General features: G+C 67.0%; 2 protein-coding genes. Both read right to left on the bottom strand.

What is annotated here, in order from left to right:
* Positions 1-219: 219 nt before the first annotated feature.
* The gene (locus tag D5041_RS06825) at positions 220-10413 is read right to left on the bottom strand and encodes an Ig-like domain-containing protein (RefSeq protein WP_265284397.1); all 10194 of its coding nucleotides are present in this window, start codon (positions 10411-10413) and stop codon (positions 220-222) included.
* Positions 10379-16420 (bottom strand): Ig-like domain-containing protein, encoded by a 6042-nt coding sequence (locus D5041_RS06820; protein WP_265284165.1) that lies wholly within the window; start codon positions 16418-16420, stop codon positions 10379-10381. The genes D5041_RS06825 and D5041_RS06820 overlap by 35 nt, the downstream gene beginning before the upstream one ends.
* Positions 16421-16628: the final 208 nt, after the last annotated feature.

Here is a 16628-nt window from a genome sequence, read left to right as displayed (position 1 = left end):
TGACAAGTGGTATTGCAAGAGCAATTAAAAGAGAGAATGAAAGCGCAATAAAATTTCACGGCATCGCCCCCACTTGGCTGCGGTGCCAAGCACCGATGCGTTCGGAATCACGCGCCGGGTGGACTCCCGGGCAAGCGACGAGGTGATGCGCGTGTGCTGGCATGACCGGAAATACCCTGGACGGCTGAATAATTGCCCGGACCCGGGGTCGCACGCCGATCAAAGCCAGAACCCGTTGGACGCCAGATCGGACGCCTGGCCCATGATGGACAACGGCATCTGCGCCGGGGCGCCGGGGGCGGTGATGGCGCCGTTGGCCTGGCCGTCGGCGTCGAACCGACCGCCATCGCTGATTTCAAAGTCCAGCCGCAGCCGCCCGCCTTCGCTTGCCATCTTGCCGCCGTAGGCTGCACTGCTCAGGTTGGTCCAAGTGCCGCTGCTGTCTTGCATCCAGTAGCCGTTGACGCCCAGCGCGGGGTCCAGATACAGGCTGAACTTCTCGCTGCTGCGGCCCGTGGCCAGCGTCGCCCGGAAGCTGAGCAGTCCGAGCGGCATCTCCATCCCATCGGGGAATGGGGCGGGGGCGTCCTCTTGCGCCAGGCGGGTGATGCGCGCGCCGCTGTCCGGATCGACCTTGCCGTCCTGGCTGCCTGCCACCAGGGTCACGGGGGTGCTGGCCGCGCTCTCTGCGGTGGAGCGGACTCTGGCGCTGGTCGATCCCACTGCCGCCTGCGTGCTGTCCTGGACGCCGTCGCCGTTGCCGTCGCCGACCACGGGGGCGGCGCCGTCGGGGCCGGGGAGGCCGGGGGTCTGGTCTTCGAGGCTGTCGGGAATGCTGTCGCCGTCCGTGTCCTTGGTGTCCTTGGGCGCCGGGCCTTCCGGGGGCGATGGGCTCGGGCTCGGGCTCGGACCTGGAGCCGGGCTCGGACCTGGAGTCGGGCCCGGTGGCGCGGGGGTGTGGTTGTCCACCGGCGTGGCCGCGAAACTGGCTGCGTCGTTGCCGGCCGCGTCCTGTACGGCGTTGGCATCGTTGCCGGTCGTCGGGTCGGTGTAGGCGACGCTCACGGCCTGGCCGGTGGCGACAGCGGTGGCCAGCGTCAGGCTTACGGTCTTTTCCTGCGCGCCTACCGCGATGGCGGTGACGGCGGTGAGCACGTTATCAACGCGCACCGCAAAGGCCGTGGTGGGGGGGATATGCGTCGCGTCCAGGCTGCTCCCCTCGGTGTAGCGCAGCACCAGCTGGCTGGCGTTCACCGTGGCGCTGGCGAGCACCGGGGCCCGGGTGTCGATCTGGTAGATGGCGCTCGGGGCGTGGCCGGTGCCGGCACGGCCTGCGACGTTGCGCACGCCCGTCAGGTTCACGCTGATGGTGTTGCTGCTGTTCTCGACGCCGGCCGTGGGCGTGAATGTCGCCGTCCAGGTTCTGCCATGGTCATTCGTCGTGGGGTCGGTCAATGTGCCATTGGCCTCGCTGAGCACGACGTCGTCGCGCGTGAAGTCGGTGACGGGCTCGCTGAAGACAAAGGTCACTGTTGTGGTTTCGCCAACGGTCAGTTGGGTGTCGGCCAGCGTGATGGTGACCGTGGGGCCCGTGGTGTCTGCCGGTCGGGTGTCCACGCTGTAGTTGGTGCTGACGGCGCTGCCGGTCCCGGCGTTGCCCGCGTCGTCGCGCACGCCGGCGAGGTTCACGCGGATGGTGTTCGCCCCGGCGGTGACGTTGGCCGTGGGCGTAAAGGTCGCCATCCAGACCGTGCGGTCGGCGCTCGCCGTGGGCCAACTCAGCGTGCCGTTGGTGTACAGGATGTCGCTGGCGTCAAAGTTTCTGATGGGCTCGCTGAAGGTGATGGTGACGGTTGTGCTCTCGCCCGCGCTGAGCGCGGTGTCGGCCAGCGTGATCGTGGCCGTGGGGCGTGTGGTGTCCACGCTGTAGTTGGCGCTGGAGGCGATTTCGGTCCCGGCGTTGCCCGCGTCGTCGGTCACGCCGGCGAGGTTCACGCGGATGGTGTTCTCCCGAGCGTTGGCGTTGGCCGTGGGCGTGAATGTCGCTGTCCAGACCGTGCGCTCGGCGTCCGCCGTGGGCGCTGTCAGCGTGCCGTTGGCGTCAGTGAGCACGATGTCGCTGGCGTCCAAGCCGTTGACGGGCTTGTTGAAGCGGAAGCTGACTGTCGTGCTCTCGCCCACGGTGAGCGCATTGTCTGCCAGCGTGATGGTCGCCGTGGGGCGCGTGGTATCGACGGAGTAGTTGGCGCTGATGGCGCTGCCGGTCCCGGCGTTGCCCGCATCGTCGCTCACGCCGGCGAGGTTCACACGGATGGTATTCGTCGGAACGTTGACGTTCGCCGTGGGCGTGAAGGTCGCCGTCCAGACCGTGCGCTCGGCGTTCGCCGTGGGCGCGCTCAGCGTGCCGTGGGTGTAGACGACGTCGCTGGCGTCAAAGTCGTTGACGGGCTTGTTGAAGGTGACGGTGACTGTCGTGCTTTCGCCCGCGGTGAGCGCGCTGTCGGCCAGCGCGATGGTGGCCGTAGGGCCGGTGCTGTCCGTCCGGGTGTCCACGCTGTAGTTGGCGCTGATGGCGCTGCCGGTCCCGGCGTTGCCTGCGTCGTCGGTCACGCCGCTGAGGTTTACGCGGATGGTGTTCGTCGGGGCGTTCACGTTCGCCGTGGGCGTGAAGGTCGCCGTCCAGACCGTGCGCTCGGCGTTCGCCGTGGGCGCGTTCAGCGTGCCGCTCGTGCACACGACGTCGCTGGCGTCCAAGCCGTTGACGGGCTTGTTGAAGGTGAAGCTGACTGTCGTGCTCTCGCCCGCGGTGAGCGCGCTGTCGGCGAGCGCAATGGTCGCAGTGGGGCCGGTTCTGTCCGTCCGGGTGTCCACGCTGTAGTTGGCGCTGTCGGCGCTGCCGGTCCCGGCGTTGCCCGCGTCGTCGGTCACGCCGCTGAGGTTTACGCGGATGGTGTTCGCCTCCGCGCTGACGTTGGCCGTGGGCGTGAAGGTCGCCGTCCAGACCGTGCGCTCGGCGTTCGCCGTGGGTGCGCTCAGCGTGCCGTGGGTGTAGACGACGTCGCTGGCGTCAAAGCCGTTGACGGGCTTGTTGAAGGTGAAGCTGACTGTCGTGGTTTCGCCCGCGGTGAGCGCGCTGTCGGCGAGCGCAATGGTCGCAGTGGGGCCGGTTCTGTCCGTCCGGGTGTCCACGCTGTAGTTGGCGCTGTCGGCGCTGCCGGTCCCGGCGTTGCCCGCGTCGTCGCGCACGCCAGTGAGATTCACGCGGATGGTGTTCGCCGGAGCGTTCACGTTCGCCGTGGGCGTGAAAGTCGCCGTCCAGACCGTGCGCTCGGCGTTCGCCGCGGGTGCGCTCAGCGTGCCGCTCGTGCACAGGACGTCGCTGGCGTCCAAGCCGTTGACGGGCTTGTTGAAGGTGAAGCTGACGGTTGTGCTCTCGCCCGCGGTGAGCGCGCTGTCGGCCAGCGTGATGGTGGCAGTGGGCCGCGTGGTGTCCACGCTGTAGTTGGCGCTGGAGACGATGTCGGTGCCGGCGTTGCCCGCGTCGTCGCGCACGCCGGCGAGGTTCACGCGGATGGTGTTCTCCGGGGCGCTGACGTTGGCCGTGGGCGTGAAGGTCGCTGTCCAGACCGTGCGGTCGTCGCTCGCCGTGGGCCAGCCCAGCGTGCCGTGGGTGTAGACGACGTCGCTGGCGTCAAGGGTTCTGACGGGCTCGCTGAAGGTGATGGTGACGGTCGTGGTTTCGCCCACGCTGAGCACGCTGTCGGCCAGCGTGATGGTGGCCGTGGGGCGCTTGGTGTCCACGGAGTAGTTGTCGCTGCTGGCGTTGCCGGTCCCGGCGGTGCCCGCGTCGTTGGTCACGCTGGCGAGGTTTACGTGGATGGTGTTCGCCGGGGCGCTGACGTTGGCCGTGGGCGTGAAGGTCGCTGTCCAGACCGTGCGGTCGTCGCTCGCCGTGGGCCAGCTCAGGGTGCCGCTCTCGCACACGATGTCGCTGGCGTCAAAGCCGTTGACGGGCTCGTTGAAGGTGATGGTGACGGTCGTGGTTTCGCCCACGCTGAGCGCGCTGTCGGCCAGCGTGATGGTCGCCGTGGGGCGCGTGGTGTGCACGGAGTAGTTGTCGCTGCTGGCGCTGCCGGTACCCGCGTTGCCCGCGTCGTCGCTCACGCCGGAAAGGCTCACACGGATGGTGTTCTCCCGGGCGTTGGTGTTGGCCGTGGGTGTGAAGGTCGCCGTCCAGACCGTGCGCTCAGCGTTCGCCGTGGGCGCGCTCAGCGTGCCGCTCATGCACACGACGTCGCTGGCGTCAAAGTGGTTCACGGGCTCGCTGAAGCGGAAGCTCACGCTTGTGGTTTCGCCCGTGGTGAGCACGGTGTCGGCCAGCGTGATGGTCGCCGTGGGGCGCGTGGTGTCCACGGAGTAGTTGTCGCTGCTGGCGCTGCCGGTCCCGGCGTTGCCCGCGTCGTCGCGCACGCCGGCGAGGTTCACGCGGATGGTGTTCGCCCGGGCGCTGACCTCGGCCGCGGGCGTAAAGGTCGCCGTCCAGACCGTGCGCTCGGCGTTCGCCGTGGGCGCGCTCAGCGTGCCGCTCGTGCACACGACGTCGCTGGCGTCAAAGTCGGTGACGGGCTCGTTGAAGCGGAAGCTGACGCTTGTGCTCTGGCCCACGGTGAGCGCGTTGTCGGCGAGCGTGATGGTCGCCGTGGGGCCGGGGCTGTCCGTCCGGGTGTCCACGCTGTAGTTGGCGCTGTCGGCGCTGCCGGTCCCGGCGTTGCCCGCGTCGTCGCGCACATTGGCGAGGTTCAGGCGGATGGTGTTCGCCGGGGCGCTGACGTTGACCGTGGGCGTGAAGGTCGCCGTCCAGACCGTGCGCTCGGCGTTCGCCGTGGGCGCGCTCAGCGTGCCGTTGGGGCACACGACGTCGCTGGCGTTCAAGCCGGTGACGGGCTCGTTGAAGTGGAAGCTGACGCTTGTGCTCTCGCCTGCGGTGAGCGCGGTGTCGGCCAGCGTAATGGTCGCCGTGGGGCGCACGGTGTCCACGCTGTAGTTGCTGCTGATGGCGCTGTCGGTCCCGTCGTTGCCCGCGTCGTCGCGCACGCCGGCGAGGTTCACGCGGATGGTGTTCTCCTGGGCGGTGACGTTGGCCGTGGGCGTGAAGGTGGCCGTCCAGACCGTGCGCTCGGCGTTCGCCGTGGGCCAGCTCAGCGTGCCATTGGTGTAGACGATGTCGCTGGCGTCAAAGTCTTCGACGGGCTCGCTGAAGCGGATCGTGACGGTCGTGCTCTCGCCCGCGGTGAGCGCGCTGTCGGCCAGCGTGATGGTCGCCGTGGGGCGCGTGGTGTCCACGCTGTAGTTGGCGCTGCTGGCCCTGCCGATCCCGGCGGTGCCCGTGTCGTTGGTCACGCCGGCGAGGTCCACGCGGATGGCGTTCGTCCGGGCGTTGGCGTTCGCGTTGGGCGTGAAGGTCGCCGTCCAGACCGTGCGCTCGTCGTTCTCCGTGAGCGCGCTCAGCCTGCCGTTGGGGCACACGATGTCTCTGGCGTCAAAGTTGTTGGCGGGCTCGTTGAAGGTGAAGGTGACTGTCGTGCTCTCGCCCGCGCTGAGCGCGCTGTCGGTCAGCGTGATGCTCACCGTGGGGCGCGTGGTGTGCACGCTGTAGTTGGCGCTGCTGGCGCTGCCGGTCCCGGCGTTGCCCGCTTCGTTGGTCACGCCGGCGAGGTTTACGCGGATGACGTTCGTCGGAACGTTGGCGTCGGCCGTGGGCGTGAAGGTCGCCGTCCAGACCGTGCGCGCGGCGTTCGCCGTGGGCGCGCTCAGCGTGCCGCTCGTGCACACGATGTCGCTGGTGTCCAAGCCGTTGACGGGCCCGTTGAAGCGGAAAGTGACGGTTGTGGTTTCACCCGCGGTGAGCGCGCTGTCGGCGAGCGTGATGGTCGCCGTGAGGCGCGTGGTGTGCACGCTGTAGTTGGCGCTGTTGGCGCTGCCGGTCCCGGCGTTGCCCGCGTCGTCGCTCACGCCGGCGAGGTTCACCCGGATGGTATTCGTCGCAACGTTGACGTTGGCCGTGGGCGTGAAAGTCGCCGTCCAGACCGTGCGCTCGGTGTTCGCCGTGGGTGCGCTCAACGTGCCGCTCGTGCACACGATGTCGCTGGCGTCAAAACCGGTGACGGGCTCGTTGAAGGTGAAGCTGACGGTTGTGGTTTCGCCCGCGGTGAGCGCGCTGTCGGCCAGCGTGATGGTGACCGTGGGTCCCGTGCTGTCCGTCCGGGTGTCCACGCTGTAGTTGGTGCTGCTGGCGCTGCCGGTGCCGGCGTTGCCCGCGTCGTCGGTCACGCCGGCGAGGTTCAGGCGGATGGTATTCGCCTGCACGTTGGTGTTCGCCGTGGGCGTGAAGGTCGCCGTCCAGACCGTGCGCTCGGCGTTCGCCGTGGGTGCGCTCAGCGTGCCGCTCGTGCACACGATGTCGCTGGTGTCCAAGCCGGTGACGGGCTCGTTGAAGCGGAAGGTGACGGTTGTGCTCTCGCCCGCGGTGAGCGCGCTGTCGGCGAGCGTGATGGTGGCCGTGGGGCCGCTGCGGTCGCGCGTGTCCACGCTGTAGTTGGCGCTGCTGGTGGTGCCGGTGCCGGCGTTGCCCGCGTCGTCGGTGACCCCGGTGAGGTTCACGCCGATGGTATTCGCCTCCACGTTAACGTTGGCCGTGGGCGTGAAGGTCGCCGTCCAGACCGTGCGCTCGGCGTTCGCCGTGAGCGGGCCCAGCGTGCCGTTGGCGCCGGTGAGCACGACGTCGCCCTGCGTGAAGCCGGTGACGGGCTCGCTGAAGGTAAAGGTGACGGTGGTGCTCTCGCCCACGGTGAGCGCGCTGTCGGCCAGCGTGATGCGCACGGTGGGACGCACGAGGTCGTAGCTGAACGGCTCGGAGGACGGGCTTCCCTCTCCCTGGTTGCCCGCCAGATCGACCACGCCGGAGAGGTTCACCCGGATGCGGTTGCCGGTCGTCGAGAGGCCGACGGGAGGCGGGGCCGTCAGGGTGCACTGCCAGGTGATGCCGTCGATGCTGCGCAGGTCGGAGAAGATGCCGCCGCTGGGCGCGGGGTCCATCGTGAGGTCCGACAGGGTGAAGGCCTTGCTGTCCGTGGAAGGCAGGCTCCGGTTCAGCGCTTCGGAGAAGACGATGGTGACGGTGGTCGATTCGTTGCCGCTGAGCTTGCTGTCGGCGAGCGTGACGGAGCGCACGGAGGGCCGTACGGTGTCCACGCTGAAGTGGGCGCTGCTGGCCTGGCCTGTCCCGGCCTGGCCTGCGGCGCTGGTCACGCCGGCAAGGTTCACGCGGATGGTGTTGCTGCTGTCCTCGGTGTTCGCCGCGGGGGTGAACGTGGCGCTCCAGGTGTTGCCTTCGGCACTCGCCGTGAGCGGGCCGAGCGTGCCGTTGGCGTCGCTGAGCACGACGTCGGCGGCGGTGAATCCGCTGACGGTTTCGCTGAAGGCAAAGGTGACGGTGGTGGTTTTGCCTATTGCCAGCTGGGTGTCGGCCAGCGTGATGGTGGCGTTGAGCGGCGCGGTGTGCACGCTGTAGTTGGCGCTGATGGCACGGCCTTCGCCGGCACGGCCGGTGGCGCCAGTCACACCGCTGAGGATCACGCTGATGGTGTTCGTCGCGTCATTCACGTTCGCCGCGGGCGTGAAGGTGGCGCTCCAGGTTTTGCCGTCGGCATTCGCCGTGAGCGGGCCGAGCGTGCCGTTGGCGTCGCTGAGCACGATGTTGGCGCTCGTGAAGCCGCTCACGCGCTCGTTGAAGCTGAAGGTGACGGTGGTGGTCTCCCCCAGGGTGAGGCGGGTGTCGGCCAGCGTGATGGCGGCGTAGGGGCGCGTGGGGTCGATGGTGTTGATCTGGTAGCTGGCGCTGCTGGTGATGCCTTCGCCCGTGTTGCCCGCGGTGTCGCGCACGCGGCCCATGTTCACGCCGATGGTGTTGCTCGCAACACTCACGTTCGCCGTGGGTGTGAAGGTGGCGGTCCAGTTTCTGCCGAAGGAGTCGGGGGTGAGGTTGCTCAGCGTGCCGTTGGCGCCGATGAGCACGACGTCCTCCTGCGCAAAGCGGATGCCGCGCTCGCTGAAGGCAAACACGACGGTGGTGGTTTCGCCCACGGTGAGCTGGGTGTCGGCCAGCGTGATGGTGACGGTGGGGCGCGTGAGGTCGTAGCTGAAGGGAGCGGAAGACGGGGTTCCCTCTCCCTGGTTGCCCGCCAGATCGACCACGCCGGGGAGGTTCACCTGGACGCGGTTGCCGGTCGTCGGGGAGCCGGCAAGCGGGGCCGTCAGGGTGCACTGCCAGGTGATGCCGTCCGCGGTGCGCAGGTCGGAGAATGTGCCGCCGCTGGACGCGGGGTTCATCGTCAGGTCGCGCAGCTGGAAGGCCCTGTCGTTTGCGGGAGCCATGCTCCGGTCCAGCGCTTCGGAGAAGACGATGGTGACGGTGGTCGACTCGCCGATGCCGAGCTTGTCGTCAGCGAGCGTGACGGAGAGCACCGAGGGCCGCCGGGTGTCTACCTGGTAGTTGGCGCTGCTGGCGCTGCCGAGCCCGGCGCGGCCGACGGTGTTCGTCACGCCCGTGAGGTTTACGGTGATGACGTTGCTGCTGTCCTCGACACTGCCCGTGGGGGTGAACGTGGCGGTCCAGGTGCGGCCGTCGGCGCCGGCCGTCAGGGGCCCCAGCGTGCCGTTGGGGGTCTCGACGTCGTCGGCCGTAAAGCCGAGGACCGGCGCGTTGAAGCGGAAGGTGACGGTGCTGGTCTCGCCGATCTTCAGGGCGCTGTCGCTCAGCGTGATGGTGACGGTGGGGCGCGTGGATTCGCTGGTGTCTATCTGGTAGTTGGCACTGGTGGCGTTGCCGGTGCCTGCCCGGCCTGCGCGGTTGGTCACGCCGGCAAGGTTCACGCTGATGGTGTTGCTCGTGTCCTGCACGCCGGTCGTGGGCGTGAAGGTCGCCGTCCAGGTTTTGCCGTCGGTATTCGCCGTGAGCGGGCCCAGCGTGCCGTTGGCGTCGCTGAGCACGATGTCGTCGCGCGTGAAGCCATTCACGGGATCGGCGAAGACAAAGGTGACGGTGGTGGTTCTGTCGATCCTGAGGTTGGTGTCGGCCAGCGTGATGGTGGCGCTGGGGGGTAGCGCGGTGTCGATGGCGTAGCTGGCACTGCTGGCGTTGCCGACGCCTGCCCGGCCTGCGCGCTGGGTCACGCCGGTCAGGTTGACGCTGATGGTGTTGCTCCCGTCGAGCACGTTGATCGTGGGCGTGAAGGTCGCCGTCCAGGTTTTGCCGTCGGCATTTGCCGTGAGCGGGCCCAGCGTGCCGTTGGCGTCGCTGAGCACGATGTCTTCCGCCGTGAAGCCATGCACGCGCTCGGCGAAGGCAAAGGTGACGGTGGTGGTTTCGCCGGTCGTGAGGTTGTTGTCGGCCAACGTGATGGTGGCGGTGGGGAGCGCTACCGCGGTGTCGATGGCGTAGTTGGCGCTGCTGGCGTGGCCGACGCCTGCCCGGTCTGCGCGGTTGGTCACGCCGGCCAGGTTCACGCGGATGGTGTTGCTCGCGTCCTGCACGTCGAGCGTGGGCAGGAAGGTCGCCGTCCAGGTTCTGCCGTCGGCATTTGCCCGGAGCGGGCTCAGCGTGCCGTTGGCGTCGCTGAGCACGATGTCGTCTGCCGCAAAGCCATTCACGACATCGGAGAAGACAAAGGTGACGATGGTGGTTTCGTCCATCCTGAGGTCGGTGTCGGCCAGCGTGATGGTGAGCGTGGGGCGCACGGCCCTGGTGTCGATGGCGTAGCTGGGGCTGCTGGCCTGGCCTTCGCCCGTGTTGCCCGGGACGTTGCGCACGCCCGCGAGGTTCACGCGGATGACGTTGCTGGCGCTTGCGGTGTTCGTCGCGGGCGTGAAGATCGCCGTCCAGGTCTTGCCGTCTGCATCCGCCGTGAGCGGGCCGAGCGTGCCGTGGGCGTCGGTGAGCACGACGTCCTCCGCGCTGAAGTCCGTGACCGCCTCGCTGAAGGCGAAGCGGACCGTGGTGCTCTGGCGCACCGTGAGGCTGGTACTACCCAGCGTGACCGTGGCGCTGGGGCGCACGGTGTGGACGCTGTAGCTGGCGCTGCTCGACTGGCCGACGCCTATGGTGTCCGCCGCGTCCGCGGCGGTCACGCCGGCGAGGTTGATGCGGATGGTGTTGCTGGTGGCGTTGACGTTGGCTGTGGGCGTGAAGGTCGCCGTCCAGGCCCTGCTGTCGGTATTCACCGTGAGCGGGCCGAGCGTGCCGTTGGCGTCGCTGAGGACGATGTCGTCCGCCGTGAAGCCGTTGACGCGATTGCTGAAGACGATGGTGACGGTGGTGGTTTCACCGACTGTGAGGTTGGTGTCGGCGAGCGTGATGGTCGCGGTCGGCGGGCCAGACCGGACCGGCGGGAGCGGCGGCGGGGGTGGAGGGGGCGGCGCGGGGCGGCGGCGGGGGCGGCGGGGCAGCGGGTTCGCGGGTGTCGACGTTGTAGAGGAGGTCGCCGGCGGTGAAGTACCCGCCCGATCCGATCACGTTGCCATGGACGTCCTTGAGTCCCGCCTTCCCGATGGCCAACTGGACGTTGGACGCGGTGGTACTGAACGTCGGGGCTGTGATGGTGAGGAGCCAGGTCGTTCCGCCGTCGGTGGATTGCAGGCTGGACATCGTGCCGCTGGAAGCGCCGGCGGAGAGATACATGACGCGGGTGGTAAAGTCCACCAACGGTTCGTCGAAGGTAAGGGTGAAGGTGATGGTGCCGCCGGTTTTTAGGGAGCGGCTCGAGAGCAAGATATCACCGATCAGCCGGGGCGCGGCACTGTCGTTGGCGTAGGTTTGGTCGTAGGCTATATAGGTCCCCCCCGTCGTGTCGCCGGGCACGTTGCCCCCGGTGGCCACGTTGCCCGCGCGATCGGTTATGTCGCGCAGCTTGAGCGCGATGAGGTTGCCCCTCGTGTTGTCCGCAGCCGGGGCCTTGAGCGTGAGCTTCCACGTGATTCCGCCGTCCGTGCTGCGCAGGTTCGACAGCGTTCCCCGCAGGCCATCGGTCGCCTGCTTGCGCTGGGTCACGGGGTCGATGATCTCCAGGTCGTCCAGCGTGAAGTTGTTTGCATCCAGTGCGTCGGAGAAGACGATGGTGATGGTGGTTGTCTTGTTCGGACCCAGGACGCGGTCCGCGATGACCAGATTGCGCACCGTGGGGCCGTGGTAGGTGGTGTTGATGTCGTAGCTGACGCCGGTGGCAACCACCCCCTCGCCCGCGTTGCCCGCCCGGTCGTTCACGCCGGCCATGTTCACGCGAAAGGTGTTGTTCGTCGAGGTGATGTTGCGCGTCGGGGCGCTCAGGTTCGCGGTCCAGACGCTGCCGTCGCCGGTGGACGTGAAGTGCGAGAGCATGCCATCGCGCAGGCCATTCACCAGCAGCACGTCGTTCAGGCCAAAGCCCGTCACCGGTTCGGAGAAGGTAAAGCTCACCAGGGCGGTTTCGTAGCGCGTGAGAACGGTGTCGGTCTCGCCCGCGCCGTGGCTGATGCGCGTGCCGAGCAGCCTGGGCCGGGTGGTGTCCACGCTGTAGCTCAGGCCCGTGGCCTCGGTGACCAGGCCCGTGTGGCCCGCGCGGTTTCTGACGCCCGCGAGGTCCACGCTGATCGGGTTGTTCGTCGACGTCGCGCCGGCGCCGGTGCCGGGGGCATGCAGCGCCACCTCCCAGGTGTCGTTGCTGCCGTCGGTCCCGGGCTGCCAGGCGGCGGACACTTGGCCCACGCTGCCGGTGCCGGGGGCCAGGATCACGTCGGAGGCGTCGAAGCCCGTCACGGGCTCGCTGAATTTGATTGTGATGTAGGCGGTCTGGCCAATGCCGAGTTGGTTGTCGTCGATGCTGTGGCCGGTCACGGCCAACGTGGGCCGCACGGTGCCCCCGGGCACGGTGTCGATGACGTAGATGGCGCTGCTGGCCTGGCCTTCGCCCGTGTTGCCTGCGGCGTTGCGCACGCCCGCGAGGTTCACGCGGATGGTGTTGCTCGCGTTTGCGGTGTTCTCCGCGGGCGTGAAGGTCGCCGTCCAGGTCTTGCCCTCGGTATCTGTGGAGAGGAGTGCGCCAAGCGTGCCGTTGGCGTGGGTGAGCACGACGTCCTCCGCGCTGAAGCCCGTGACCGCCTCGCTGAAGGCGAAGCGGACCATGGTGATCTGGCCCGCCGTGAGGCTGATACTGTCGAGCATGATCGTGGCGCTGGGGCGCACGGTGTTGATGCTGTAGCTGGTGCTGCTCGCCTGGCCGACGCCTGCGGCGTTCGTCGCGTCTGCGGCGGTCACGCCGGCGAGGTTCACGCGGATGGTGTTGCTGCTGGCGTTGACGTTGGCTGCGGGCGTAAAGGTCGCCACCCAGGTCCTGTCGTCTGCATGCTCCGTGAGCGCGTCCAACGTGCCGTTGGCGTGGCTGAGGACGATGTCGGCTGCCGTGAAGCCGTTCACGCGCTTGCTGAAGAAAAAGGTGACGGTGGTGCTTTCACCGGCCGTGAGGTTGTTGTCGTCGAGCGTGATGGTCGCGGTGAGCGGGCCAGGCTGGACAGGCGGGGCAGCGGGGCCGCTGGTGTCGACGTCGTAGAGGTTCGCGCTGGCGGCCTGGTACTCGCCCGATCCGGCCCCGTTGCCCGCGAGGTCCCTGATTCCCTCCTTCACGATGCTCATCCTGACGTTGGACGCGGTGGTACTGACCGTCGGGGCGCTGATGGTGACGATCCAGGTCCTTCCGCCGTCGCTGGAGTTCAGGCCGGACACCGTGCCACTGGAAGCGCCGGCGGAGAGCTGTATGGCGCTGGTGGTGAGGCCCGTCACCGGTTCGTCGAAGGTGACGGTGAAGGTGATGGTGCCGCCGGTTCCGAGGGAGCGGCTCGAGATCACCATACCGGCCATCTGGGGCGCGATGCTGTCGTTGGTGTAGGCCTGGTTGTAGGCTATACAGGTCCCCCCCGTCGTGTCGCCGGGCACGTTGCCCCCGCTGACCGCGTTGCCCGCGCGATCGGTTATGCCGCTCAGCTTGAGCGCGATGAGGTTGCCGCTCGTGTTGTCCGCAGACGGGGACTTGAGCGTGAGCTTCCACGTGGTTCCGCCGTCCGTGGTGCGCAGGTTCGACAGCGTTCCCCGCAGGCCATCGGTCGCCTGCTTGCGCTGGGTCACGGGATCGATGATCTCCAGGTCATCCAGCGTGAAGCTGTTTGCATCCAGTGCGCTGGTGAAGGTGATGGTGACGGTGGTTTCCTCGTTCGCAGCCAGGAGGCGGTCCTCGATGAGCAGACTGCGCACCGCGGTGGTGCCCACGGTGTTGATGCCGTAGCTGACGCCGGTGGCAACCACCCCCTCGCCCGCGTTGCCCGCCAGGTCGGTCACGCCGCGCATGTTCACGCGAAAGGTGTTGTTCGACGAGGTGATGTTGCGCGTCGGCGCGCTCAGGTTCGCGGTCCAGACGCTGCCGTCGCCGGTGGACGTGAAGTGCGACAGCATGCCATCGCGCAGGCCATTCACCAGCAGCACGTCGTTCAGGCCAAAGTCCGTCACCGGTTCGGAGAAGGTGAAGCTGACCAGCGCGTTTTCGCGGAATTTGAGAACGGTGTCGGTCTTGCCCGCGTCGTAGCTGATGCGCGTGCTGAGCAGCGTGGGCCGGGTGGTGTCCACGCTGTAGCTCAGGCCCGTGGCCACGGTGCCCTGGCCCGTGCTGCCCCCGCGGGTGCTGACGCCCGCGAGGTTCACGCTGATCGGGTTGTTCGTCGACGTCGCGCCGGCGCCGGGGGCATGGAGCACCACCTCCCAGGTGTCGCTGCTGCCGTCGGCCGCGGGCTGCCAGGCGACGAACACTTGGCCCACGCTGCCGCTGCCGGGGGCCAGGATCACGTCGGAGGCGTCGAAGCCCGTCACGGGCTCGCTGAATTTGATTTTGATGTAGGCGGTCTCGCCCACGCTGAGCCGGTTGTCGTCGATGGTGTGGCCGGTCGCGGCCAACGTGGGCCGCACGGTGCTCACGGTGTAGGCGTTGCTGGAGACGGGGTCGCCCAGGCCCACGTTGCCATGCGGGTCGCGCACGCCGCTGATGTTCACGCGGATCACGCCGCTGGCGGTTTGCACGTCGGCAAGGGGCGTGAAGGTGGCGGTCCAGGTTTTGCCGCCGTCGGCGCTCACGGGATCGCTCAGCGTGCCCCGGGCATTCGCGAGGTTGATGGCCGCCTTGAAGCTGGTGGCGCTGACTTCCTTGGAGAAAGCAAAGGTGACGGTGGTGGTTTCGCCGGCACTCAGCTGGGTGTCGGCGAGCGTGATGCTGAGCTCGGGCCGCGCGGTATCCACGGTGTACTCGGCGGACTGGTACGTCCCGGAGCCCGCATTGCCGTCATCGTCCGTGACCTTGGACAGGTCCAGGGAAATGCGGCCCACGCCCTTGGCCATGTTGACGTTCGGGGTGAACGTGGCGGAGCAGAACTTCTCGTTGTGGTTGTAGTCCCATTTCAGGTTGGTCAGGGTGCCCAGGGGCGAGACCACGTGGCGCAGGAAGTCAACTTGCGCCGGCTCGGCGTTGAACTCGAAAACTACCGTCACGGCCTCGCCCCGGCTCAGGTAGTTGTCGCTCAGGCGAATGTTGACGCGATTCAGCCTGGTGCCCGCGTTGTTGGACGCAGCGCTTTCTACGCTGTACTCGCTGGACTGGTACACCCCGGTGCCCGGGCTGCCGAGCCCGTCCGTGACGTTCGCCAGGTCCAGCGAGATGCGGCCGTGGACCCCGCGCGCATTCGCATCCGGGGTGAACGTGGCGGTGAAGATCCGGGCGTCTTCGGTGGACCTGACCAGGTTGGACAAGCGGCCATGGGTCGCCACCACGTCGGCGAGGGCGAAGCTTTCCTCCAACGGCCATCCGTTGAACTCGAAGGTCACCGTCATGGTCTCGCCCGCGGTCAGCTGGCTGTCGCTGATGCGGATGTTGACGCGGCTGAAGTCGGTGGTGGACGGCAAGTTGTCCACGGTGTACTCGGCGGACTGGTACACCCCGGTGCCCGCAGTGCCGTCGCTGTCCTGGAGCTTGGACAGGTCCAGCGTGATGCGGCCTACGGCCTTGCTCGTTTTGTTGTGCGGCGTGAATTTGACGGTGTAGATCTTGGCGTTGTTCGGGGCCCTGACCAAGTCATGCAAGACGCCAAGGGGCGCCACGATGTCGCTGATGGTGAAACTCGACTCCAACGCCCATCCGTTGAACTCGAAGGTCACGGTCATGCTTTCGTCCTTGCCCAGGAACGTGTCGCTCAGGCGGATGCTCACGTGATCCAGGGCAGGGTTGCTCTGCGCGTTGCGCGGCATGGTGTCCACGGTGTACTCAATGGACTGCCGCACCCCCATTCCCGGATGGCCTTCGGTACCCGTGTCCTCCTGTCCATCCGCGATATTTTTCAGGTCCAGGGTGATGCGGCCGACGGCCCGGTTCGTGTTCGCGTTCGGTGTGAACGTGGCGGTGTAGACCTTGGCGTTGTTCGAGTCCCTGACCAGGTTGGACAAGACGCCATTGGGCGCACTCACGTCGGTGAGGGCGAAGCTCTCCTCCAACGCCCATCCGTCGAACTCGAAAGTCACCGTCGTCGTCTCGCCCGCGGTCAAATGGTTGTCACCAAGGCGGATGAAGACGTTCGTGAAGTTCGCCGGCATCAGGGTGTACACGGTGTACTCTTTGGACTGGCGCACCCCGGTGCCCGCGTTGCCGTCCGCATCCGTGAGTTTGGCCAAGTCCAGCGTGATCTGGCCCACGACCCTGTTCTTGTGGTGATCCGGTGTGTATGTGGCGGTGTAGATCTTGGCGTTGTTCGGGTCCCGGACCAAGTCGGACAGTTCGCCATGCGACGCCGACACGTCATCGAGCGAGAAACTGCTCTCCAACGGCCATCCGTTGAACTCGAAAGTGACCGTCATGGAGCGCCCCCCGATCAGAGCGTCTTTGCTGATGCTGATGGTGACGTCGCTGAGCTTGGGGTTGCGGACCGCGTTGGCCGGCATGGTGTCCACGGTGTACTCCACGGACTGGAAGACCCCGCAAGGCTTCGTCGCTTTCGTCACCCAGAGATCGTTCAGGTCCATGGTGATGCGACCGCGGGCCTTGTCCACGTTCGCATTCGGTGTGAATGTGGCGGTGAATATCCGGTCGTTCTCCGAGTTCTGGACCAAGTTGGACAAAACCCCGTTGGGTGTGTCCTGGGTCGCCATACTCGAGAGATTGAAGGAGGACACCCTCGTTGTGTAGTTATAGGTCGGCGCTTCGTTGAACACGTAAGTCACCGTCATGGTCTCCCCAGCGGTCAGATGCGTGTCGCTGATGAGAATGATGAGGTTGCTGATACCCGTAGAGTGGGTGTGGGCCATGGCGGAAATCCTTCAGTAAATAATTCCGTTATAACGCAAAAAATAGCATGTAACGAAATTTCCGCTCTATCGTCTCGGTGAACCGCTCCATTCACCGCATTAACAACCCGCACCGGAGACTCGCACGCCGATACCATCAAGTGCAAATGAGAGTACAAGTTCTATTACAAATGATATTACATGTGTAATTACATATGCAATTCAATCC

Origin of the sequence: Verminephrobacter aporrectodeae subsp. tuberculatae, from assembly GCF_026127385.1 — a bacterium.
Lineage (GTDB): Bacteria > Pseudomonadota > Gammaproteobacteria > Burkholderiales > Burkholderiaceae_C > Acidovorax > Acidovorax aporrectodeae.
The sequence above is the reverse complement of the archived record's forward strand: the minus strand, read 5'-3'. Positions and strand labels throughout refer to the sequence as shown.

What these genes read in the sequence shown, in the direction of transcription:
- D5041_RS06820 (WP_265284165.1), bottom strand. Translation starts at nt 16,420, where the DNA reads ATGGCCCACACCCACTCTACGGGTATCAGCAACCTCATCATTCTCATC.